Origin of the sequence: Rhodococcus sp. IEGM 1372 (genome assembly GCF_030056835.1) — a bacterium.
Classification (GTDB): Bacteria; Actinomycetota; Actinomycetes; order Mycobacteriales; family Mycobacteriaceae; genus Rhodococcoides.
In genome coordinates this window covers 1-23,281 of the sequence record NZ_JASHKS010000039.1, presented here as the reverse complement: position 1 = coordinate 23,281, position 23,281 = coordinate 1, and the positions used below count along the sequence as shown (strand labels likewise).

General features: G+C 65.1%; 18 protein-coding genes and 3 pseudogenes. 15 read left to right on the top strand and 6 right to left on the bottom strand.

Annotated features, from left to right (window positions below; genetic code table 11):
- The first annotated feature begins 672 nt into the window (after positions 1 to 672).
- Complete coding sequence (locus tag QM590_RS21890) at positions 673 to 1,398, top strand: YoaK family protein (protein WP_008720488.1); 726 nt, start codon at positions 673 to 675, stop codon at positions 1,396 to 1,398.
- A gap of 978 nt (positions 1,399 to 2,376) precedes the next feature.
- Positions 2,377 to 2,673 carry a hypothetical protein gene (locus tag QM590_RS21885; protein WP_008720468.1) on the top strand — a complete coding sequence of 99 codons (297 nt, stop codon included), beginning with the start codon at positions 2,377 to 2,379 and terminating at the stop codon, positions 2,671 to 2,673.
- A gap of 494 nt (positions 2,674 to 3,167) precedes the next feature.
- On the opposite strand, the gene QM590_RS21880 is transcribed toward QM590_RS21885, so the two are convergent.
- Entirely contained in the window at positions 3,168 to 4,124 is a 957-nt protein-coding gene (locus tag QM590_RS21880) for a M56 family metallopeptidase (RefSeq protein WP_269596389.1), read from the bottom strand.
- Positions 4,121 to 4,498, bottom strand: a complete 378-nt coding sequence (locus QM590_RS21875; RefSeq protein ID WP_008720466.1) for a BlaI/MecI/CopY family transcriptional regulator — start codon at positions 4,496 to 4,498, stop codon at positions 4,121 to 4,123. Before QM590_RS21875 ends, QM590_RS21880 begins: the two co-directional genes overlap by 4 nt.
- A gap of 428 nt (positions 4,499 to 4,926) precedes the next feature.
- Here QM590_RS21875 and QM590_RS21870 point away from each other — a divergent pair, with 428 nt between their 5' ends.
- The 9 genes from QM590_RS21870 to QM590_RS21830 all read left to right on the top strand — a co-directional run bounded on the left by QM590_RS21870 (position 4,927) and on the right by QM590_RS21830 (position 15,758).
- Entirely contained in the window at positions 4,927 to 5,286 is a 360-nt protein-coding gene (locus QM590_RS21870) for a MerR family transcriptional regulator (protein WP_008720465.1), read from the top strand.
- Positions 5,287 to 5,583: 297 nt separating this feature from the next.
- Positions 5,584 to 5,964 carry an ArsR/SmtB family transcription factor gene (locus QM590_RS21865; RefSeq protein ID WP_008720464.1) on the top strand — a complete coding sequence of 127 codons (381 nt, stop codon included), beginning with the start codon at positions 5,584 to 5,586 and terminating at the stop codon, positions 5,962 to 5,964.
- Positions 5,961 to 7,916: a heavy metal translocating P-type ATPase gene (locus tag QM590_RS21860; RefSeq protein WP_008720463.1), complete on the top strand. Its 1,956-nt coding sequence runs from the start codon at positions 5,961 to 5,963 to the stop codon at positions 7,914 to 7,916. The genes QM590_RS21865 and QM590_RS21860 overlap by 4 nt, the downstream gene beginning before the upstream one ends.
- A complete protein-coding gene (locus tag QM590_RS21855) occupies positions 7,913 to 8,458 on the top strand; it encodes a signal peptidase II (protein ID WP_008720462.1) in 546 nt (181 codons plus the stop codon). Before QM590_RS21860 ends, QM590_RS21855 begins: the two co-directional genes overlap by 4 nt.
- A gap of 94 nt (positions 8,459 to 8,552) precedes the next feature.
- Positions 8,553 to 9,155, top strand: coding sequence for a cadmium resistance transporter (locus QM590_RS21850; protein ID WP_008720461.1), 603 nt, complete (start codon positions 8,553 to 8,555; stop codon positions 9,153 to 9,155).
- Positions 9,156 to 9,530: 375 nt separating this feature from the next.
- Complete coding sequence (locus tag QM590_RS21845; RefSeq protein WP_080733224.1) at positions 9,531 to 12,104, top strand: AMP-binding protein; 2,574 nt, start codon at positions 9,531 to 9,533, stop codon at positions 12,102 to 12,104.
- Positions 12,101 to 13,129, top strand: a complete 1,029-nt coding sequence (locus QM590_RS21840; protein WP_008720459.1) for an iron ABC transporter substrate-binding protein — start codon at positions 12,101 to 12,103, stop codon at positions 13,127 to 13,129. Before QM590_RS21845 ends, QM590_RS21840 begins: the two co-directional genes overlap by 4 nt.
- A gap of 71 nt (positions 13,130 to 13,200) precedes the next feature.
- The gene (locus tag QM590_RS21835) at positions 13,201 to 14,715 is read left to right on the top strand and encodes an ABC transporter permease (protein ID WP_080733225.1); all 1,515 of its coding nucleotides are present in this window, start codon (positions 13,201 to 13,203) and stop codon (positions 14,713 to 14,715) included.
- A complete protein-coding gene (locus QM590_RS21830; protein WP_008720455.1) occupies positions 14,712 to 15,758 on the top strand; it encodes an ABC transporter ATP-binding protein in 1,047 nt (348 codons plus the stop codon). Before QM590_RS21835 ends, QM590_RS21830 begins: the two co-directional genes overlap by 4 nt.
- A 428-nt stretch (positions 15,759 to 16,186) precedes the next feature.
- Here QM590_RS21830 and QM590_RS21825 read toward each other — a convergent pair.
- Positions 16,187 to 16,439: pseudogene (locus QM590_RS21825) on the bottom strand (divalent metal cation transporter); the annotation flags it as partial.
- Positions 16,440 to 16,811: 372 nt separating this feature from the next.
- Complete coding sequence (locus QM590_RS21820) at positions 16,812 to 17,336, bottom strand: hypothetical protein (RefSeq protein ID WP_230593321.1); 525 nt, start codon at positions 17,334 to 17,336, stop codon at positions 16,812 to 16,814.
- 12 nt (positions 17,337 to 17,348) lie between these two features.
- Between QM590_RS21820 and QM590_RS21815 the strand changes: the two genes are divergently transcribed.
- Complete coding sequence (locus QM590_RS21815) at positions 17,349 to 17,726, top strand: hypothetical protein (RefSeq protein ID WP_230593320.1); 378 nt, start codon at positions 17,349 to 17,351, stop codon at positions 17,724 to 17,726.
- Between the two features lie 158 nt (positions 17,727 to 17,884).
- Here QM590_RS21815 and QM590_RS21810 read toward each other — a convergent pair whose 3' ends face one another.
- Entirely contained in the window at positions 17,885 to 19,051 is a 1,167-nt protein-coding gene (locus tag QM590_RS21810; protein WP_008720452.1) for a site-specific integrase, read from the bottom strand.
- A 509-nt stretch (positions 19,052 to 19,560) separates the two neighbouring features.
- On the opposite strand from QM590_RS21810, the pseudogene QM590_RS26010 reads away from it, so the two are divergent.
- The 3 genes and pseudogenes from QM590_RS26010 to QM590_RS21780 all read left to right on the top strand — a co-directional run.
- Positions 19,561 to 21,101, top strand: a pseudogene (locus QM590_RS26010) (PepSY-associated TM helix domain-containing protein).
- A complete protein-coding gene (locus tag QM590_RS21785; RefSeq protein ID WP_008720441.1) occupies positions 21,098 to 21,829 on the top strand; it encodes a DUF5134 domain-containing protein in 732 nt (243 codons plus the stop codon). The pseudogene QM590_RS26010 and the gene QM590_RS21785 overlap by 4 nt, the downstream one beginning before the upstream one ends.
- A 413-nt stretch (positions 21,830 to 22,242) precedes the next feature.
- Positions 22,243 to 22,800: pseudogene (locus QM590_RS21780) on the top strand (cytochrome c oxidase assembly protein); the annotation flags it as partial.
- Between the two features lie 166 nt (positions 22,801 to 22,966).
- Here the strand turns inward: QM590_RS21780 and QM590_RS21775 are convergent.
- Complete coding sequence (locus QM590_RS21775; protein ID WP_268987753.1) at positions 22,967 to 23,092, bottom strand: hypothetical protein; 126 nt, start codon at positions 23,090 to 23,092, stop codon at positions 22,967 to 22,969.
- Positions 23,093 to 23,281: the final 189 nt, after the last annotated feature.

Here is a 23,281-nt window from a genome sequence, read left to right as displayed (position 1 = left end):
CATCGGCCAGAGCGGCGTGGGCACGGCGGCGGGCATCGACACCGATTAGCTAGTAGTCCGAGCCTGGTGCAGCTGACACCGGGTGCGGTGGTGTGCCGGTGACGTCAGTTTCCCGCTCGCCACGACCGCGTCGCCACGACAGGGGCGGGCGTGGATCGCGCCGGGGCAGTCGCCCGGAGCGGTGAGCAGCGATGACCGCCCCGACCGCTACCTGGGGCATCGGGTCGGCGGGAAACGGCACGACCCCACCGGTCGATCGGAACGGCGACGGGGCCTGGACGCACCGGCCACCTGCACATACCGGGAAAAGTCTCCCCCGGTACGTGCTCGGTGAGTAGTAGCGTCGAGGGGTAGCGATAGAACCGCAGGACAGTACGCCAGCGTTCCCACATCTCGGCGGGACGGAAGCCTTCCGACTCATCGGCTGATATCCGGACACTGTGCCGCCCACCGATCCACAGGGATGGAACTGACCACGCGCGGATGGGCCGCGAGTTCGTGCTACTTGAGCACGCAAATTACACCGCTGGGTGGGCTTGTCACCGAGGTCGGCAGACGAGGTGCAGGTGGGAGTTCGATTGCTTCCGAAGGGAATACGAACACCGAAGAACCGCCGAGTGAGCTGCACCTCATCGACTTGCGGCTCCGTACACGGCCGGGAGACTTGGTTGCATGACATCTTCTGTGGCACTCAGCCGCGAAACAGCCGTCGGCGCGGAGGCGCGACTGTCGTGGATACTGTCCGCGCTGGCCGGAATGGTGGGTGCTGTCGCATTTCTGCATTCGGCGGGGTATTTCGTGACGTTCATGACCGGCAACACCGAACGCGCCGTCATCGGGCATTTCGGCAGTCCGGAAGGTAAGCCCGTTGCACCCGGCGCATCGCCGTGGGCGGCGCTGGCTTTGATGGGTGCCTTTCTGGCGGGAGTGGTGATCGCGTCGATCTGCCGCCGCCGATACTGGTCCAATCACCCACACGGAGCAACAGTTGTCACGACCATCGCCCTCGCCGCGGCAGGGCTCATCGATATCGGGATATCCGGCTGGGCGTCCGACGACGTAAATTTCTATCCCATTCTGTTGGTTGCGTTCGCTCTCGGCGCGCTCAACACAGCATTCACGAAACGAGAAGAAACCTACATCCCCCTGAGCTACGTCACCGGCACCGTCGTCAAACTGGGCCAAGGGATCGAAAGACACCTACTGGGCGGCGGTACTTACCTCGACTGGCTTTGCTATGCAATGCTTCTCGGGTCCTTCGCAGCCGGAGGCGCAGCCGGGGCTCTGATCGGTGCCGCGATCACCGGACCTCAAGTACTCCTGGTTACCGCAGCCATCAGCCTGCTTGCAAGCATCTTCACCTTCACTCACACCGAGCGACGATCCCTATGGGGATAGGTCTATTCCCGGCCAGCGAAAACCTACGGGTCCGCGCTCCCGAGATCGTTCTGCTCCACCGGCGGACTCGACCAACAGAAACACTGTCGCAACGTGAATCAATCGGTTTGAGCGTGTGGAGAGGATGTTCGATACACACCATCTCTCGCTTGGCCCTGATCTCTTCGCCAAGGCGTCAGCGATGCCGGTAGTTGCTAGGTGGGTTGGGAGGTCGGTGCCGAAACCGTCAATAGTCGGCGACGCCGACGAGCGAGCTCGGTTTCGCAGCTACGTCGTGCACGGCCGCATCGGTCCCCGTGTGCGATCCGGATCGGAGCCATTGCCGACGACGGATACGGCAGATTCTGGGTCTCCCGCTGTGGACAACCGCGGGTGGTTCGCCCGCATCGCTACGCGTTGGCCATCGCGCTCGGTGGGTCGATCGATGAGTCGGTGAACGCATTGCACATGTCCGACAACCCGATCTGTGTACGAGTGACGCTGGACGAGGCGCAGCAACAGCCTCTTCACGTGGTCGACGGGAACCAATCGCAGAATCTGCGCGACATGGCCGCGAAAGGTCGCGGCGGTGGACGCCGCCGACCCGGGCTTTGGTACGGGCCGGATCGAGCCGCACGGGCGACGCGCGCCGGTTGCGTACGGCGGTACGCCATGGCCGAGACGACGTATCGGTGCAGGCAGCCTACTGAAGAGCGGTACACCCACGCTGTTCTCTCTAGCGTCGACGGATCGCAACCCACAGTCCGCAACGTCGGCAGATATAGGCAGCTCCCCCTGCCAGGGAGTGCAACTTCACGGTCGGGAAATCGCGACCACAGCAGGAACAGGCCGAGGTGCCGTCACTCTCACTGGACAGATTCATGAGCAAGCCCTTTCCGTCGAGAGTGACGGGAGAAGTTCGGCACTCCGTCTCCTTCCGCGTAATCGAATTCTACGACCTGTGCGCTGCCAACTTCAGCACGGATATACCGTGGGTGGATGGAGATCACCCTGCAGTATTTCGACGGTTGCCCGAACTGGACGGTCACTGCTGAACGGTTGCAGCTCCTCGCCGCGGAACACTCGGACGCCGTGCTCGTCTATCAACGCGTGGACACGGTGGACATGGCCGAACAGGTGCGTTTTCGTGGCTCTCCGACCGTTCTCGTCGACGGCGTCGACGTCATGGGCGACACATCCGCCGCAGTCGGTCTGGCCTGCCGTGTGTACATGACAGGTGACGGGCCGGCGGGTGCGCCGAGCATGGCTCAGCTCCGGGAAGCCATCCTCGGCTGACACCCGAATCGGGATACCCCAGGGGGTACTCATTGGTATCGTCGGTGACATACAGTCAGCTGATCGGCATGGTCGACGGGGCACAGCTCCGGAGGCCGGTTTGCTGAAAGCACTGACGGTGTTCGGCGTGCTGTTAATGCCTTCGGTGACACCGAACAATGAAGGTGATACAGCCGTGCTCGGGGGCCCGCATCCCTTTTTGAGTGCGGAGTCGCGGACGTCGCTGAATCCGGCGGTCGTCGATCCGACGAGATGTCCCGTGCGGGCGTTCTTCATCCCGCAGATGCGGGCCGTCCCGTCTCGACGGACCAGGGATCGACGCAGTTCGCAACCGTCGACACCGACGGCAACCTGATCGCCTTGCATAACGACGCCCCCGCACCCGAGGGACAGTTCTACCCGTCGCTCGACGGACGAGGGCGCACGATTGAAATTGGCTCGGCGCGGCGACTGCCGTCACCACTGACCGATCGACCCGCTCTTGGCAGGACCACTCAAGAGCCCATCGGACCACACATGATCACACCCGCAGCGGCGAGGGCACCGAACACGATCGGACTCGCGGTGATCGAGAGGACGATCAAGGACAGTTGGGTGCGGGCCCGCGCGTGCACGGGGGTGGACACAGCGACGGTGAGGCGATGAGCACGAGCGAGCACGTCGCCTCCGCTCGCGCCGAGGGCACCCGCGGGAGCGACGGACGAACCAGTGAGGGCGAGCAGACCACCGAGTAGCGCCCGCCGACCATGGGAGCGGGCAGCGCTGTCGTCCGCGCACATCTCGAGCAGCAGGGCGATCTCGGTCGCCCCGTCGCGGAACAACCGCATCCATGGAGCTGCCGCGGCGAGTCCGCGAACAGAGGCGAGCAGCAGGTGATGGCGACCGATTAGGTGAGCACGTTCGTGCGCCAAGACGGCGCCTAACTGATCCGGGACGAGTGCATCCAGGGCACCAGTAGTGATCACGATGGTCTTCGGACGGCCAGCAACGCAGTAGGCGAGCCGATCCGCGGTGTCGACGACCACCGCGTCGGTACCGGGCAGGCGTTGGCCGATCACCCTCGCCGTCCGGGCGTGGCGAAGCGTGTGCGTTCGCATCCGCAGCATGCCCCGCCCAGCCCTCCACACCACCAACGGAAGCGCCGCCGCAGCGACCACGGAGACTGCTATCAGTGTTCCCTGAAGCAGTGCTGCGGCACGGCCGTCGATCGACCGGAGCACCTCGACGACGCACGCTGACACCCAGTGAGCGTCTCTGTTCCAATGCACCGCTTCGGTGACGAGCATGATCGCCGCGCCGGTCCAGGTCAGGATCACCACCGCCATTGCTGCACTCCAGGCAGCTATCCCGAGCTGCGGAGCGATGCCCCGGCGGGTCAGTCGCGCGAGCACAGGCGGACCGGCTACCGAGACCACGAGCCCGTAGAGCAGCAGGCACAGAGTCAGAGTCATCGCGACTGGCCGGGGTCGGTCAGTCTGCGCAACGCTCTTCGCACACGCTCCGACTCTTCGTCGCTCATCTGCTCGACGAAATGGGTGAGCACCAGGTCCGACTTGCCGCCCGCAGCGAACGCGTGACGCATCAGCCGGGCACTGTGCTCCTCGCGAGACAACGTCGGCCAGTAGTCGAACGCCTTGCCCCTACGGGTGCGCTCCAACCAGCCCTTACGGTGCAGGTTGTCCATCGTCGACATCACCGTGGTGTAGGCAATCACCCGCTGCTCGGCCAATTCGTCGAACAACTCCCGCACGGTGCTTCGCGCACCGCGGGCCCACAGGCGATCCATCACTACCGCCTCGAGTTCACCGAATCCGTTCACCCGCACCTATCGCCTCCTGCCCTGTCGTCTCCTGATCCTAGGGTCGTCGGTAACACGACATCTACTATCTATGTACGTACTCAGTATATGGTCGTGATGTCCCGTCTCCTCGGGACCAGAATTGAGGGAGATTCCGATGACCGAACTGATGACCAACCTGCAGACGTGGTGGGATTGCCAGATCATGATGGCCACCGGCATGTGTGGGGACATGTGCGCCGCAATGATGTGTTGCTGACCGGCTGACGACCTGCGATAGGATACTTCCCCCGACTTCCCGAAAGTCGGGGGAAGCTTGCCGGGCGAGCCTCTCGCGCGGCGTCGTACAGAACGAATCGACAGGGCGAGCGCAGTCTTTGACGATTGCGTACGGACGAAGACCAGGCTTGCCGAAGCCCTGCTGATCTGATCTCGTAACTCTCCTCGGCGACGGGGTGCCGGCGACGACGCTGCGCTTCCACGAAAGCGAGGGGCTGCTGCCGGCGGACCGAGCCCCGAACGGGTACCGCGTCTACGACAAACGAGCACAGCAACGGTTGGCGTTCATCACCGCCGCGAAAAGCTCGAAACTGACGCTGCCACAGATCAAGACGATGCTGCGCGCATGGGAGAACGACTCCTGCGCCGCTGTGAAGACCGGGCTGCGGCCAACACTGCGCGAGCACATCACCCGGGAGGAGGAGTCGATCGCGCAGCTCACCGAGCTGCATGCCGCAATGACCGGTGCGTTCGATCGTCTCGACGACACTCCCGACGCGTCGGCGCGCCGTTCGACCCGCAATGCAGCTGGTTGACCTCGGCCTCCTCGCCGTCTCGGACGGATTCGGCGAGTAGGGAATCGAAAGCGCCTTCGTAGCAGGTGCCACCGCGATCGGGAAGTCGGCGATCTCGACCGCGCCGTACGGAGCAACTGCGGTTTGTCGCGTGCGTCCGCAGGTCCGGTGACCGGGTCCCACACCACGGAGGTGTTCTTCGTCGTGCCGTCGTCCTGTCTCAGTACGGCACGACGAGGATCGGACTCGTGCCGACGAGACCGGGGCCGAGCATTCACGCATAGCGATCATACCGGGCTTAGATGCTATCATCGTTGCATGACGATCAATAAGGATGGCCGCCTGCCCGGCGGTTCCACGTCGACTTTCGATGCGGCAGTGTCGTTGTTCCACAGCCTTTCCGATGCGACACGGTTGGCTATCGTTCGCCGTCTCGCCAGCAGGGAGGTGCGTGTAGCGGACCTGGTGAGCGAGCTGGGGCTGGCACAGTCGACGGTATCGGCGCACATGGCGTGCCTGCGGGACTGCGGATTGGTCGTCGGTCGCCCCCAGGGCCGGCAGGTGTTCTACTCCCTCGTCCGGCCGGAACTGTTGGACCTGCTCGCTTCGGCCGAGACCCTCCTCGCCGTCACGGGGAACGCGGTGGCACTCTGCCCGGTTTACGGCACCGCGCCCGCCGGGTCGGCGGTGACCGGATGAGCGACGCATGCGGCTGCGGCCACGACGAACCCCGCCTGGACGGCGACGAGGAGCACGAACCCGACAAGCTGTGGCAGATCACCGAGATCCGAGCTGCCGCGGTGGCCGGTGCACTGCTGGCGGCAGGGCTGATCATTGACTGGATCGGCGGCCCTGATCGGCTGACCCTGGTGCTCGAATCACTCGCGTTGATCGTCGCCGGCTACACCTTCGTCCCGTCGACCCTTCGGCGGCTCGCGCGCGGCAAGATCGGTGTCGGCACCCTGATGACCATCGCGGCGGTCGGTGCCGTGATCCTTGGTGAGGTCGGCGAGGCCGCGATGCTCGCGTTCTTGTTCGCGATCAGCGAGGGCCTCGAGGAGTACGCGGTCGCCCGCACACGGCGAGGTCTACGGGCACTGTTGTCCCTGGTTCCCGACACCGCCACAGTCCGACGAGACGGCCTCGAGCAGGCGGTGTCGCCGACCGAGTTGATGCTCGGGGAGATGATGATCGTCAAGCCCGGCGAGCGCATCGCCACCGACGGCACCATCCGCCGCGGCACCACCGCGCTCGACACCTCGGCGATCACCGGCGAATCGGTGCCCGTCGAGGCCGGGCCCGGCGACGACGTGTATGCCGGGGCGATCAACGGAACCGGCGTTCTCGAGGTGGAGGTCTCCGCACGTGCCGAGGACAACTCGCTGGCCAAGATCGTCCGGATCGTCGAGGCCGAGCAGTCCCGCAAGGGTGAGGCTCAGCGGTTGGCCGACACGATCGCCAGGCCCCTGGTGCCGGCAATCATGGTCGCCGCCGCCCTCATCGCCGCCGTGGGCAGCCTGCTCGGCGAACCACGGGTATGGATCGAACGCGCACTGGTCGTCCTCGTCGCCGCCTCACCGTGCGCACTGGCCATCGCCGTCCCGGTCACCGTCGTCGCGGCGATCGGCGCCGCCAGCAAACTCGGCGTCCTGGTCAAGGGAGGCTCAGCTCTTGAGGCGCTGGGCCGCATCCGCGTGATCGCGCTCGACAAGACCGGCACCCTGACCCGCAACAAGCCGGTCGTCATCGACGTCGCCACCGCGGACGGTGCGACCCGCGAACAGGTCCTCGCCGTGGCCGCAGCGCTGGAAGTGCGCAGCGAGCACCCCCTGGCCGCGGCGATCCTCGCCGCCGTCGACGACCACACACCCGCCGACGACGTCGTCGCAGTCACCGGAGCCGGCCTCACCGGCCGCCTCTGCGGCGACGACGTCCGCCTCGGCCGACCAGGGTGGATCGACCCCGGCCCGCTGGCCGCGGACGTGGAACGGATGCAGCACGCCGGAGCCACCGCCGTCCTCGTCGAACAGGACGGCCGCACCCTCGGCGCGATAGCGGTCCGCGACGAACTGCGACCCGAAGCCGCGGAAGTCGTCGCCGGTCTCCGCCGCGACGGGTACCACGTCGCGATGCTCACCGGGGACAACGAACGCACCGCCCGCGCACTGGCCGCCGACGTCGGCATCGAGGAGGTCCACGCGGATCTGCGACCGGAGGACAAAGCACGCATCATCGGCGACCTGAAGGGCCGCCGGTCGACCGCGATGGTCGGCGACGGCGTCAACGACGCCCCCGCACTGGCCACCGCCGACCTCGGTATCGCCATGGGCGCCATGGGCACCGACGTGGCCATCGAGACCGCCGACGTCGCCCTGATGGGTGAGGACCTGCGGCACCTGCCGCACGCCCTGGCCCACGCGCGCCGATCCCGACGCATCATGCTGCAGAACGTCGGGCTGTCGCTGGCGATCATCACCGTGCTGATGCCGCTCGCCCTGTTCGGAATCCTCGGCCTGGCCGCGGTGGTGCTGGTGCACGAACTCGCCGAGATCGTGGTCATCGCCAACGGAGTCCGCGCCGGCCGCACCCACCCCCTGTCCGCCGCAGCGGTGCCCGCACCTGCCCCGGCAGCAGCCGAGGCCTGGACATGAGCCCAGACCCCACTTCGGGCCCGATGCCGGGTGTCTCGACCGGGGGACGCTCGGCGACTCGATCCCGGTGGACCCTGGCGATCGTCGTCGCCGTCCTCGTCGCGGCGGCACTCGCGGCCGACCCCGTCGCCCGCCGCGCACTCTCCGACGGCCGCGTCATCGAACTGGGGTTGCTGCAACTCAGGCTTGCCTACAACAGCGGTGTCGCCTTCAGCGTCGGGAACGGGCTGCCGCCAGGGGTCATCATCGCGGTCACCGCCATCATCACTCTCGCCATCGCCGTGTACGCGTGGCGCACCGTCCCCGTCGGCTCACTGACCGGGACGGTGGGGCTGTCGGCGGTCGTCGCCGGAGCGGCCGCCAACGTCATCGACCGCGCTGCCGACGGCCGCGTGACGGACTACTTCCACACCGGATGGTGGCCCACCTTCAACCTCGCCGACACCTACCTCACATGCGGCGTAGTCCTGGTCGTCCTCGCGTCGCTCCGGGAGGGCCGAACCCGCGTCGATCCCACGGGCACGGAGCAACGATCCGTATGACTGCTCCCCGACCTCGAATCCGATCGACCTCCATGACGGTCGCGTGCGGCACCGGGGGCGTCCGGTTACATCCTCACCGACGCCCGGTGCGGCAGTGATCACCACCATCGCCGCGGCAGTGGCGATGTTCGCCGGCACCAACATCGACGACATCGTCGTGCTGACGGTGCTGTTCGTCGCCTCCGCCAGCCAGGGTAGGCCGCGGGCGTGGCAGATCGTCACCGGCCAGTACCTCGGCCTGATCACCCTCGTCGCGACCAGCGTCGTCGCCGCTCTGGGACTGGTGATCGTGCCGCAAGAATGGGTCGGGCTACTCGGTGTGCTGCCCCTGTCGCTGGGGCTCTGGACGCTGATCCGCTGGCTGCGCAGCGACGACGAGGACGAACCCCCGGTCGCTGCCACCGGAATGGCAGGCGTTGCTGCCATCACCATCGCCAACGGTGCCGACAACATCGCCGTCTACACCCCGGTCTTTCGGACGCTCGGTCCACCACAGACCGCAGTCACCATCGCCGTGTTCCTGATCTGCGTCGGGATCTGGTGCTACGCCGGCAGGCTGCTGGGCACTCGCAGGAAGGTCGTCGACACTCTCGAACGGGTCGAGCACTGGCTCGTCCCAGCGGTGTTCATCGGCTTGGGTCTCTTCATCCTCCTCGAATCCGGAGTTCTCGCCCGGCTGATCGCCGCCGCGTCATGACCGACACCCGCTCGCGCGCAGCCTGCGGAACCGCTACGGCCCGACTCAGATCGGTTCCCGCCACCGCCCGGTGGCGTCACCTCCATGCCATCGATCGAAGCGTGAGGGTGAGCAAAGGGCGGCGCATCGATACTCGGTCGATCCGTCGGCGATCATCAGATCGACCACGGTGCGACAATCGGACCGGACTTGCCGAATCGACCGCCGAGTAGGCGTCGCTGACCCCGATCATCTGTGTCCGAGCGGTGTGTGGACAGACGAGCCACGCTCGTCCGCGCGGGCGCGGAGTCGTATTCGTCGCCGGAAGGTTAGGTTCGGCAGCCCTTATAGACTCGCTCGGTGCCCAGAGACTTCAACCGCCCGAAACGCCCCAGTGTGCGCTTAGCGCACGATTTGGGCAGATTCGGTGACGCACCGGGTCTGATATCGGTGAACGAGACGATCACCTACCGCGACCTGGACGAGCGCATCGACCGGCAGGCGGCCAGACTTGGACGTGGCCGTCGTCTGGTACTGATCGCCGGCACCAACAAGGTCGAGGTCGTCGTCACCTACCTCGCGGCGCTGCGTGCAGGACACCCCGTACTGCTGGCCTCGGACGACAATCCCGACCATCTCGACGGGCTCATCGACACATATCGGCCCGATGTGGTGGTGCGCACCCTCGACGGCAACACAGTCGTCGAAGAACTCGATCGACAATCCAGACATGAGCTGCACCCTGATCTCGCGTTGCTGCTGAGCACCTCGGGTTCGACCGGATCACCCAAACTCGTCCGTCTCTCGCACGACAACGTGCAGGCCAACGCCGAGTCGATTGCCGAATACCTGGGCATCCGCCCCACCGACCGTGCCGTGACCACGCTACCCATGCACTACTGCTATGGGCTTTCGGTCGTCCACAGCCACCTCCTGCGCGGTGCCGCCTTGATTCTGACCAACTCTTCGGTCACAGATACTCGACTGTGGGACCTTGCGCGCACCCACCGCGCCTCCACCTTCGCGGGTGTGCCGTACACCTTCGATCTGCTCGACCGTATCGGGTTCGAACAGCTGAATCTTCACGACCTGCGGTACGTCACGCAGGCCGGCGGAAAGCTGTCGCCCGATCGCGTCCGCACGTATGCCGAGCTGGGCCGACGCCAGGGATGGGACTTGTTCGTCATGTACGGGCAAACGGAGGCGACCGCCCGAATGGCGTATCTGCCACCGGATCTTGCCGCCGCTCATCCGCATTCCATCGGACGGCCGATTCCCGACGGGTCCTTTCGGCTCGATCCGGTCGCGGATGCCCCGGACGGGACGGGTGAGCTCGTCTATTCGGGGCCGAACGTCATGCTCGGCTACGCACACGACCCCGGCGACTTGCGCCTGGGTGACACGCTCGCCGGCGAGCTGCGAACAGGCGACCTGGCCCGGCGAACGGCCGATGGACTGTACGAAGTGGTCGGCCGACGCAGCCGTTTCGCGAAAGTGTTCGGTCTACGTATCGATCTGCACCGCGTCGAGTCCGCGCTCGCACACCTGGGATTGACCGTGTGCTGCACCGACGGCACGGACGAACTCGTCGTCGTCGCGGAGAACGCTGACGTCGCCGACGTGCGACGCTTGACAGCACAGTTCAGCGGCCTTCCCGCAACAGCAGTTCGGGTGTGTGTCGTCGATGAGCTGCCGCGCACCTCCACCGGCAAACCCGATGCGCGAGCGGTCGCGGAATTCGCAGGCAAGCCCGGCCCTGTTCAGCCCACCTCGACGACGACAAAGCCCGAGACCACCGATGTCAAAGCGATGTATGCCGAGGTCCTGCATCACGCAAGGGTCGACGACGACAGCACGTTCGTGAGCTTGGGCGGTGACTCTTTGTCGTATGTGCGGATGTCCATTCGGCTGGAGGAGCTGCTCGGTCACCTCCCGGCGGACTGGCACAACACCCGAGTCGTGGACTTCGTTCAGGCACCGCACCTGCGCCGCGGCTGGCGACGGGTGGAGACCAACGTTGTGCTGCGCGCCCTTGCGATCGTGCTGATCACCGGCTCGCACATACACCTGTTTTCGGTGCTCGGCGGGGCGCACGTGCTTCTCGGAATCGCCGGCTACAACTTCGCCCGCTTCCACCTCGGCGCGGTCGATCGCACCGCCCGCGCACGCAATGCTGTGCGCAGCGTCGCTCGGATCGCCATCCCCAGCATGGTGTGGATCGGGGCCATCATCGCTCTGACCGGGGACTACCGCATCACCAGTGCATTGCTGCTCAACGGAATCTTCGGCCCGGACGGTTGGTCTGTCGAATGGCGATACTGGTTCGTCGAGGCGATTGTGTACATCGTCCTCGTAGCCGCCGCTGTGCTCTATGTTCCGGCGGTCGCACGTCTCGAACGCAGTCACCCGTTCTGGTTTCCTATGGGGTTGGTGGCATTGGGCCTGGTTACCCGTTACGGATTGATCGAGATCGACGACAGCCGCAATCGCATTCTGACCGCGGCGGTTGTCTTCTGGTTGTTCGCCCTCGGCTGGGCCGCCGCCCGGGCGCAGACCGTGTGGCATCGAGTGGGGGTCACCGCGGCAATCGTGCTATCGATTCCCGGGTTCTTCTTCGGCGACATCCAGCGAGAAGTCATCGTGATTGTCGGACTTTGCCTGCTGGTGTGGCTCACATCCGTCCCATGTCCCGCAGTTGTGGGCCGGGTTGCGGGGGTGTTGGCAAGCGCGTCACTCTACATCTACCTGACCCATTTTCAGGTCTATCTACCGCTGCGCGACGACCATCCCTGGACAGCATTCGCCCTGTCGATCGTCGTGGGGGTTGTCTACTGGCAGGCCGCGACCTTCGTGCTCGCCCGTCTACCGTGGAGCGGGACAGGGCCGGGCATTAGGTTTGCCAATCCTCTAAGTACCATGGCGGCGGGGACGACCGGAGGTGGTCCGGTAAATGCGAAGGACGGACGATGAGCAAGCGGATCGAACTGATGGCGGGCCTCGCACTGGCGACCGCGGCACTGTTGACGGTGTCGGGGTGTTCGAGCGCTGAGTCCGACCCGGGCGGGGACAACCGGATCACCGTCTACAACGCCCAACACGAGTCGCTGACGAAAGAATGGGCCGACGCGTTCACCTCGGAGACCGGCATCGAGGTCGACCTGCGCCAAGGGAGCGATACCGAACTCGGCAACCAACTCGTAGCGGAGGGTGACCGATCGCCAGCGGATGTGTTCCTCACGGAGAACTCTCCGGCGATGACGCTCGTCGAGAACGCGGGTCTGTTCACCGACGTCGACCAGGCCGTGCTGGCCCAGGTTCCGAGCCAATACCGCCCGTCGAACGGCAAGTGGACGGGTATCGCCGCCCGCTCGACCGTGTTCGCCTACAACACGGACATGCTGACCCCCGATCAGCTCCCGGCCTCACTCCTGGACCTGCAGGACCCCGCCTGGAAGGACCGCTGGGCAGCATCGCCGTCGGGAGCCGATTTCCAAGCCATCGTCAGTGCGCTGCTCGAGTTGAAAGGCGAGGACGCTACACGCACCTGGTTGGAGGGGATGAAGAACAACGTCCGCGCCTACAACGGTAACGGCACGGTGATGAAAGCCGTCAACGCCGGAGAAATCCCGGGCGGCGTGATCTACCACTACTACTGGTTCGGCGATCAGGCCAAGACCGGAGAGAACAGCAGTAACGTCGCCCTGCACTACTTCAAGAACGAAGACCCCGGCGCATTTGTCAGCGTCTCCGGCGGCGGCGTCCTGCAGTCCAGCGCGAAACAGGATGCAGCGCAGCAGTTCCTGGCGTTCGTCACCGGACCGAAGGGTCAGGAAGTTCTGCGGGACGGGATGTCGTTCGAGTACTCGGTGGGCAGCGAAGTGGCGGCCAACGCGGATCTGGTCCCCTTGACCGAACTGCAGGCCCCGCAGGTGGACCCGGCGAAGCTCAACAGCCCGAAGGTCACCGAGCTCATGACCGAAGCCGGTTTGCTCTGATTCCAACGACGAACGGTCGAGAACAACGGGGGCCGGCCCACACGCTGCGGTGCCCAGCAGGCCGGTCGCGTATGCCCTTGCCTCTGGCTGTCACCGCAGTGATTGTCGTGGCGATCTCGCTCATCCCGCTCGGGTACGTGATCGTGGAGAGCGTGGACACCGGCTGGGCCACCGCGTCGGCGCTGCTGTTCCGATCGCGGGTCCGCGAATTGTTGGCCAACACCGTGATGTTGGTAGTGATCACGGTGCCCATCTGTGTCGCAATCGGCGTCGCGGCTGCTTGGTTGGTCGAGCGCACACGAGTATTCGGAGCGAAGGTGTGGGCGGTATTGCTTGCCGCGCCGCTGGCTGTCCCGGCGTTCGTGAACGGCTACTCGTGGGTGACGGCGATCCCTTCCCTCGGCGGGCTGCGCGGCGGCGTTCTGATCGCAACGCTCTCGTATTTTCCTCTCGTCTACATTCCCGTGGCCGCGACGCTACGCAGGCTCGACCCCGCGGTCGAGGAATCGGCGCGAGGACTCGGAATCGGACCGTGGGCAGTGTTCTTTCGCGTCGTGGTGCCGCAGCTGCGGCTGGCAATCGCCGGCGGCGCGCTTCTGGTCGCGTTGCACCTACTCGCCGAATACGGTGCCTTCGTCTTCATCCGCTTCGACACATTCACTACAGCGATTTTCGAGCAGTATCAATCGACGTTCAACGGAGCGGCGGCGACCATGCTCGCCGGGGTGCTGGTATTGCTGTGCCTCACATTGTTGGTGATCGAAGCGGTTGTGCGTGGCAGTGCCAGGTATGCCCGCATCGGCTCGGGTGCAGCCCGCCCGGCCGTGCCTGCAGAACTCGGTTGGCAGTATTCGCCGATCGCGCTCGTCTTCCTGGGGATGTTGATCGCACTGTCTCTCGGAGTCCCGATCGCCAGTGTTCTGCGGTGGCTTGTCGTCGGCGGCAGCGCGGTGTGGGAGTGGGACGAAATCTCGTCCGCGCTGCTGCAGACGCTCGGGTTCGGAATTGCCGGTGCGGTCATGACGTGTGCACTCGCGTTCCCGGTCGCGTGGATCTCGATTCGCCACCGCGGACGGTTCAGCCGTGTCCTCGAGGGCGGTACCTACATCTCGAGTTCGTTGCCCGGCATCGTGGTTGCGTTGGCGTTCGTCACCGTCGCCATTCGGTACGCAAATCCGCTGTATCAAACAGTTGTCGTCGTGATCGCGGCCTACGCATTGCTCTTCCTGCCACGCGCATTGGTCAACCTGCGGGCGGGGCTCGCGCAGGCGCCCGTCGGGTTGGACGAGGCGGCTCGGTCGCTGGGTCTGTCACCGCTGTCGAGTTTCTTTCGGGTGACTCTCAGATTGGCTGCGCCGGCCACCGCAGCGGGCGGTGCGTTGGTGTTCTTGGGGATCGTGAACGAGTTGACCGCGACATTGCTGCTGGCACCGACCGGAACCCGCACTCTGTCGATGCAGTTCTGGTCGCTGAGCAGCGAGATCGACTACTCGGGGGCTGCTCCGTACGCGTTGATCATGATCGTGCTGTCTCTGCCCATGACCTACGTTCTCTTCTCCCAGTCGAAAAAGGCGGCAGGACTATGACATACGCGGTGGAGGTGGATGGGCTGGACAAGTCGTTCGGTCCTGTGACGGTGCTACGTCGTGTTGAGTTCGCTGTCGATGCCGGGTCGACCACAGCCATCGTCGGACCGTCCGGTTGCGGTAAGACGACGCTGCTGCGTCTGATCGCGGGTTTCGACAAACCCGACGCAGGCACTGTCGCACTGACCGGGAAGGTCGTCGCGGGATCCGGCTGGACGCCTGCGCACCGAAGGTCGGTGGGGTACGTCGCCCAGGACGGGGCACTGTTCCCACACGCCACGGTCGGCGCGAACATCGGGTTCGGCCTGCCACGCCGTGCCCGCACCGTCTCGAAGATCACCGAACTGCTCGAGATGGTGTCGCTGGATTCGTCCTACGCCTCACGTCGACCCGACCAGCTCTCCGGCGGCCAGCAGCAACGGGTCGCGCTCGCGCGGGCGCTGGCGCGTGAACCTGAATTGATGCTGCTCGACGAACCGTTCTCGGCACTCGATGCCGGCTTGCGGGCGAACACTCGACGGATCGTCGCCGACGTCCTCGCCAAGGCTGGGATCACCACCATCCTCGTCACCCACGATCAACCCGAGGCCCTGTCGTTCGCCGACCGGGTTGCGGTGATGAGCTCGGGCAGGCTCGCACAGATCGGTACACCTCGTGAAATCTATTCCCGCCCTGTGGACGTCACCACCGCGGAATTCATCGGTGACGCCGTGATCTTGACGGCCCACATCGAGAACGGCCGTGCCCGCTGCGCCCTCGGCGACGTCGCCGTCGCCCCTTCCCCGAACGCCATCGAAGGTGCAGCCCGAATCATGTTGCGGCCGGAGCAAATCGAGGTGACCACCGACGGCGCGGGTGCATCGGGGGCCGTCGTCGACGTGGAGTACTTCGGGTCGGAGATGCTGCTCGGGATCCGCCTCGACACCGCGGACACCGCTATGGCCCAGCGGGTCACCGTGCGCCGCTTCGGCGCCACGGCTCTGACGCCCGGCGACAGGGTCGCCATCCGCGTCATCGGCGACGCCGTAGTGTACGACCTGTGAGAGAGCTACTCAGTGTGAGGCAGCCTCTCGCGTCCTGCTCGATCATGCGATCGATGCCGAACAATGTGCGTAGTTAGTGGGCAGACTTGCACCATCCAGACTGAGGCAACGCCCCGGAGGCAATCACGTCTCGACCCCAAGCATGGAACGGGCCGGCCGGCATCGACTGTCACCGCCGTCTACGATCCGCACGCGGGTTGATGTCTTGAAGGTGGTGGGCGGCTTCGTCGTCATCCAAACTGGGGGCATCGATTGCGTTGCTTGCAAATCTGGTGGCCCGCACTAAGTCTTCTTTCTTTCGAGGACGGACTCCCCCTGAGCGGCGGAAGAACCCACTGATTCCGATTTCCCACGCACACCACCACCATCGCGAGCGGTAATCGGTCCTGGAACACAGAGGCAAGCAGGAGACGTTCACCCGCGCACAATCAGACGACGGTTAGATGGATCAGTGCAATGCTGAGTGCGACGACGATTCCCGCGATGAACCGGGCTGCATATCGAGTGATCCGGTAATTTGACATCGCTGCCCATCAACATGCGGTCAGAGGTGAACCGCACCAACGGAATCAGCGCGATCGGAATACCGAAGGACAACACGACCTGCGAGACGACGAGAGCGCGACTGGGGTCAACCCCAGCGGCGAGGATCGCCAGTGCCGGAACCAGCCGCCGCACACGATCGGGATGCGCTTGCGTGGACGGTGCACGCCTGCTTTTCGTGTGTGTCGCTGCAGGAGCGATCGTGACCATCGACGCACTGACCAGTCTCGACATCCCCTTCGTGTTGGTACTTCTCACCGCGCTTGCCGCTGTCGGCACTGACCCTCAGGAAACGTCGCCGAACCATCAACGCAGACATCGATGCAGTGGATCGGAAGCGCACCGCGAGACGAGGTCCAGCGACACGACCACCCCGTACCAAGAGACCGTGAAGCCCGCGTGCGAACTTTCGACACAGACCCGGTCGTCGTTCGGTGCAATGTTCGCTGACTCACTCACAACAGGGGTCGCTCCTGCGGGGTGACACCTGGGATCGTCGCGCGCTGAAGACTATTGCTCGCACTCCGGCATTTCCGCATCTAAGAACTCGAGAAGTTCCCTGAGCAGTCGGTCTGCGCGGTTTTCGACATCGGCAAGAACCGAATCGACGTCGTCGAGGAGCGCGTGGGAGTGCCTTCGTGCGAGTGTGCCGCGTTCGTAGTAACCAGGGTCGAGCGAGACCGCCGATGCAGGCTCGAGCGTAAAGACACGCTTTGGGTTCGTCTCTCGGACGGGGGGCGGTATGTGCGTGGGAGCGCGTCCCCCGAGGTGTGCTCGAACGATATCGGCTATTCCCCGGGAGGTGAGAGGGGTTGCGACCAGCGGGGTATGGCCCCACCGGTCGATCGTGGTCAACAACGGCCGTTCGCTGCCTGGGTCGAGATGAGTAACGGAGTCGGCGAGTTCGGTTCCGTCGACGTGCTCGATGGCGTCGGCGAGCATGCGTGTGCTGGGGTGCCGCTCGCCGTGGGCCAGGACCTCGTACCAGCGCCTGTACACCTTTCTCGGTGATGCGCCCGCCCTCACGAGCTCCAACGAAGTGACGGCATGTACACCGGTGCCCGTTTCGATTGTGAGGGCATCGAATTCGGGTTCGACGGCGACATCTCTTATTCGCAGTGCCGCGATCTCGGTGTATGGCAGCCCGGCCGCGGCAAGAGTGAGGACCAGTGCATCTCGGCGAGCGAACAACGCCGCCGGCCACCCTGTTCCGGGGAGGCGCGTGACGATGCCGCCGATCCGAGTTGCGGTGTCGCGCAAACGCGCTGCACGCAGCGCGTCCAGAGCCGCTCGCACGCTCTGACCGCGACCCGGCGGGGGCAGGGCGCGGTCTCGATGAACAGCGTCGATGACGGCGATGCGACGACGTTGCGTTGCCGGCGCGGCAGGGTTGGCTCGGAGGAACCGAACGAACAACTCCGGTGAGACCGGCAACGCCGACTGATCATGAGCGGTGCACCAGTCCGCGAACAGCGACCACGTGTGTCGACCCCGTTCCGGGACAGTGTCGTTCGATACTGGAGTTGTTCGGACAAGGTCGGTGTTGTCGCCGCTCGTCGAGGTGTCGGTGCCGTGCATGAGGGTCACAAGCCGAGATCGTTCACGGCGTTGCCGACCAGAGGCGCGTTCTCGCGGGCATAGATTTCGACCATTCCCGGGCTTCTGTGTCCGGTCTGTCGCATGATCGCGTGTGCGTCGGCACCGTTACGGAACGCTTGAGTGACGAATCCGGCACGCAGTGAATGTCCGCCCAGCTGGGCGAGAAGGTCTGCGTCGTAGCCGGCGCGGCCGGCGCGGCGGCGGATCGCGGCGTGCACTGCCGCACCCGACAGTGCGGTCTGGGATAGGTTGCCGTTCTTGCGGATCGACCGGAACAGCGCCGACCGCGTGTCAGCGGTGGGCAGGGTGCTGTGGCAGAGATGGGAGTCGAACTTCGCTGCGCGGGAAAGCAAACGAATGATCGCGGTTCTGCCACCGGTATCGAATGCAGCAACGATCTGCAGCCAGCGAACCCACGCGCAGACCGGGCATGATTCGTGCCGGTCGGTGAACGGCAGCGCCTTCACCGTTCCGGTTCCGTCCTGGTCGGTCTTCGAGTGCCGCAGGCGGACATGCGCACCGTCGAGGCGATCGCGGCGCACATCACGACATTCGAGGTCCACGAGTTCGCTGCGCCGAAATGCCCCGGAGTACCCCATCAGCAGTAGTGCGGTGTCGCGGCGTTCGAGCACTTCACTGGCCCAGCCGGTGACACCGGCACGTGCTACGTCAACGATGGCAGTGATATCGGACGTCAGGAGTGGGGCGCGGGGATTGCGGGGGCGCTCCCCCGCGGCGGCGTAGTCTCGGCGGATACCGGCGAGGGTGGCGCGCACCATCTCGTGGCCACACGGGGTGTCGTGGCCGAGCCCGCGGTGACGGTCGGTGATCGCAGCGACCCATTTGCCGAAGGTCGACGGTGCATACGCCCGGACTCCGTCGACGGTCAGCGAGTCCGCCGCGTCAACGAGATACGCAGCCACGGTCGCAGGGTGCGCCGGCAACGAGATGTGCCCGGCGGCAGTGCACCAGGTCTCGAATCGCCGCCACGCCGAATCGTAGGCGCGGCGGGTTGCGGCAGACCGCGCCGACGCCATCGACCGTTCGATACGCGCAGCCACCTCGGCCGACAGGTCCGGAAACACCACCGCACCACTCACCAGGGCAACTGAATCTGCGTCCAGGACCTCACCGAGCTGCCGTTCTGCCATGGCAAGAACTGTAGTGCGCACCTCCGACAGGCTTTTTGATTTCAAAACACGCTCACCTGGTGTTTCGCCGGGGATGGTGCGGGAAAATGGGCGTACGACGGCCTGCAGTACCACTTCTCGGTGCTCTGAGCGTCGGTTGAGGAGCAGAAGTTTGCTCCGTACACGGCCGCACCGGTCTGTTCGAATTGCTCGACAGTTGAGTATCCCTGGGACGGGTCGCAAGCGTAGCCGTCGAGGACTTGTCCGGCCACGAGATCAGGTCGTTCCACTGAGCAGTAGCTCTTTGGACGGGAAACCCGTCGAATCTCCTTCACTTTGACACCTACACCGGCAGCTCGTGGCGGGGTCGCAGCCCTACGAGGACCTAGTCGGGGCGTGACACCCGAATAGTTCTCGAGTACGCGGCTCGGAATTATCGGGAACTTCCGGGACCGCTGGCCCGACTACTGCACGAGTAGGACCGGCTGAGCGCCCAGTGCAGCCCGAGGAGAAGGAACCGAAACACGCAGATGTCCACCAGTGAAATCGATCGACCGCCTGCGCCCGGTGACACCCCGCCTTCGGTGACGAAGATCCCGTTGTGGCCACAGATCAGGCCGTTCGTGCTGCGGTTGCACTTTTATGCCGGCATCCTGGTCGGACCGTTTCTGCTGATCGCGGCCGTGACCGGCCTGCTGTACACCATCAGCCCGCAGTTGTCGGACTACGTTCATCGCCACGAACTGACAGTCGATCAGGTCGGCGATCAGCAGCTGCCGCTCAGTGAGCAGGTCGCCGCGGCCCGGGCCGCCCACCCAGAAGGCTCGATCACCGAGGTCCGGCCCCCCATCGACGCCGAGAGCACCCACCCGTGTCGTGCTGGCGGTCGACGACGTTCCCGAGGGGTACGGGCGGACCGTGTTCGTCGACCCTTACACCGCGCAGGTCCGCGGAGAACTGACCACGTTCGGTGAGTGGCTCCCGGTGCGCGCGTGGATCGACGAACTGCACCGCAACCTCCACCTCGGCGATCTGGGCCGTAACTACAGTGAGTTGGCCGCCAGTTGGCTGTGGGTGGTCGCACTCGGCGGGCTCGTGTTGTGGACGCCCGGGTCCGCCAACGCTCGTCCAGTGCCTCCGAAGCCGCCAGAGCTGCTCTGGTGCCGGAGCCGAGGAAGAGGGGCCGCGCCCGCGCGTTGTCGTGGCACGGCACGGTCGGGGTGTGGATCATCGCCGCTCTCCTGCCTCTCTCGGTCACCGGTTTGACGTGGTCACGGTATGCCGGAGAGACCATCGGGGACGTACGTACGGCGCTGTCGTGAACGACACCGTCGGTCGAGACTCATCCTGCCGGAACGGGCGAGAATGCAGGCGGTGATCACCACGGGGGAGACGGTGCGCCGGTCACCGACACCGTGATCGGTGAAGGCGCGGAATCGACGGTGTCGAGGCCGCCGCCCAGGGCGCGGGCCTGCAGGCACCGATGAAGCTCGTTCCTCCCGCCGAAGAGGGACAGGCATGGAAAGTGCAAGAGGCCAAACGTGATTGGCCCACACGCTACGATTCGGTAGCCGTCGATGCCGCGTCGGGCCAGGTGATCGACAAGGTCGAGTTCGCGAACTGGCCGCTCATGGCCAAGATGACCAACTGGACCATCGACGCCCACATGGGCATCCTGTTCGGACTCGTCAACCAGATCCTGTTGGCGCTCACCGCTATCGGTCTGATCGCCGTCATCCTTCGCGGCTACCGGATGTGGTGGCTGCGGTGCCCGACCCGGGCACGAGGAATCAGGTTCGGACCACCTGCCAAACGCGGGGCGCTGCGCCGGATGCCGCCGTGGGCCGCGGTAACCGCGGTAGTGATCGCAGTGATCCTGGGCTGGTACATGCCGTTGTTCGGAATAACACTGGCAGTGTTCGTCGCCGTCGACGTCGCTCTGGGACTACGTCACCACCGTCGATCGCGCGGAACCACACTCGAATCCGCGTCGCTGCCGTCGCGGGAAGAACGAGCCGACGCGGATCGAGCACCGGGTATCGATGCACACAATCGGCAGGACGCGTCGTGATCGCTGATAGTTCGCTGCGGTGGATCACCACAGCACTGTTCGTGTTCGCGGCCGGATACTGCGTGTACCGCATCATCCGCGCCGCGCAGTGGAACGTACGGATCGACCACGGGTTCCACCTCGTGATGTGCGCGGCCATGATTGCGATGGCGTGGCCGTGGGGGCTCGGCGTCCCGCTGTTACCGCAGGGAGTGTTCTTTGCCGCGGCGACGGTGTGGTTCGCGATCTCCGCAGCACGCACGGCACCGGGCACGACCGGTGTCGACGAGCACCCCCACGGACCTGCGATGGGCAGCTATCACGTGTTCATGATGGCTGCGATGGTGTGGATGGTCGCGGTGATGGCCGGGTGGCTTCCCGGCACCGCCGCGCACGATCACACCGCCGACGCCGCCGACGGTGACATGTCCGGAATGGGCGCGCACGCACACACCCCCGACATGGACATGAGCAGTCCTGACCATACGGCCGCGATGAGCGGACCGGGATGGATCTCCGCGGTATCACTCACGCTCACAGTCGTCTTCGCTGTCGCAGCGATCGTGTGGCTCTACCGTCTGTTCGTCGCCGAACAGAGCACTGCTCTCGCACCTGTACATCCTTCGCCTGGATCGCAGGCAGGTAATATCGCCGTCGATGCGCTACCGGCGTCGCGGCCGCAGAGTGTCGCTGCGGCGTGCGAGGTGGCGATGGCAGCCGGAATGGCGATCATGATGGGCGTCGTGTAACACCGATGATCGACCGACGCCACTGCAGTACAGCGACATCGAACGAGGCTATGTGACAACCGATTCACCGCACCATATTTCGCGCACACGCCAGTCGCTGTGTGTGCGTTACGTCCTTGCGATCGCGCTCGTATGCGCGGCCGCGTTGGTCGTTGTCGTCACCGTCCGCTCGGGGGACACCCGACACGCAGCCAGCGGTGACTCGTTCCCTGGCACCTTCACATCGCTTCTGTACGTCCTGCTCCGTTTCACCGTCTCACTCGCCGCCGCGATCACGATGGGCTCATTGGTATACGGGATAGTCTGTACCCGTTTCTGCCGTGTGGGCCGGGTCGGTCCCGACGGATACGCGACCCTGCTCACTGCTGGCCGATCGAGCCTGAGAACCGTCTGACGCTCCCTCGCTCGAGCAGTTCGCGACCTTCTGGCGGTTTGACTTCGTCACCGGCGGCGCGGCAGTCGTCCTGATCGCGCTGTACGGGTGGGCAGTTCTGCGGTTGCGACGGCGCGGAGATCAGTGGCCCCTCGGGCGTACCATCGCCTGGATGACCGGGTGCCTGGCGTTGCTGGTGGCGACGAGTTCAGGTCTCGCTGCATACGGTTCGGCGATGTTCAGCGTCAATATGGGTGCGCACATGACGCTCAACATGTTCGTTCCGGTCCTGCTCGTGCTCGGCGGGCCGGTCACGCTCGCGTTGCGGGCGCTGCCCCCAGCTCGGGAGGACAGGATGCCGGGACCGCGGGAATGGATCGTGTGGGTGGTCCATTCACCACTGATGCGAGTGCTGTCGAACCCCGCCGTCGCGGTCGGGTTGTTCGTCCTCTCCATCTATGCAGTGTATTTCAGCCCGCTGTTCGACGAGCTGGTCCGCTACCACTGGGGACACGAGGTGATGAATATCCACTTCATCGTCACCGGGTACCTCTACTACTGGGTCATCATCGGCATCGACCCCGGACTGCACCGGGTTCAGGCCGCACGAAGGAACGCAGCTGGGATCCACGAGCAACTCGTAACGTTCGATCACCAGGATCAGTGATGCGCGCAGCCCTATGCTTCCTGCAATGCGCATTCCCCCATCCCGCCCCGAAAGATGCTGGTCTATACCGTTGTGTAGGAGATGTCGGTCATGCCGTTCACGGGATGGCACGTACCGCGGCGTCGAGAGCACCGGGTGTGCTCAGGGCGATCGGTTCGCCGTTGAGCAGGACTGTGGGAGTGGCGTTGATGGTCTTGAGCACCGACTGGGTGGAGTCGGCCACCCAGTCGGTGTAGTGGCCGCCGGTGATGCAGTCGCCGGCGGTGTCGGGAACTCCCGCTGCGACAGCGATATCGGTCAGTTGCTCGTCGCTCAGCCCCGAACCGCCTTCGGCGGGCTGCTGCCCGTATACGGCGGCGGATCAGGAGTGTCGCCCGGGGTCCTGCTCGGTCTGGGGTCTGCTCACCGTCGG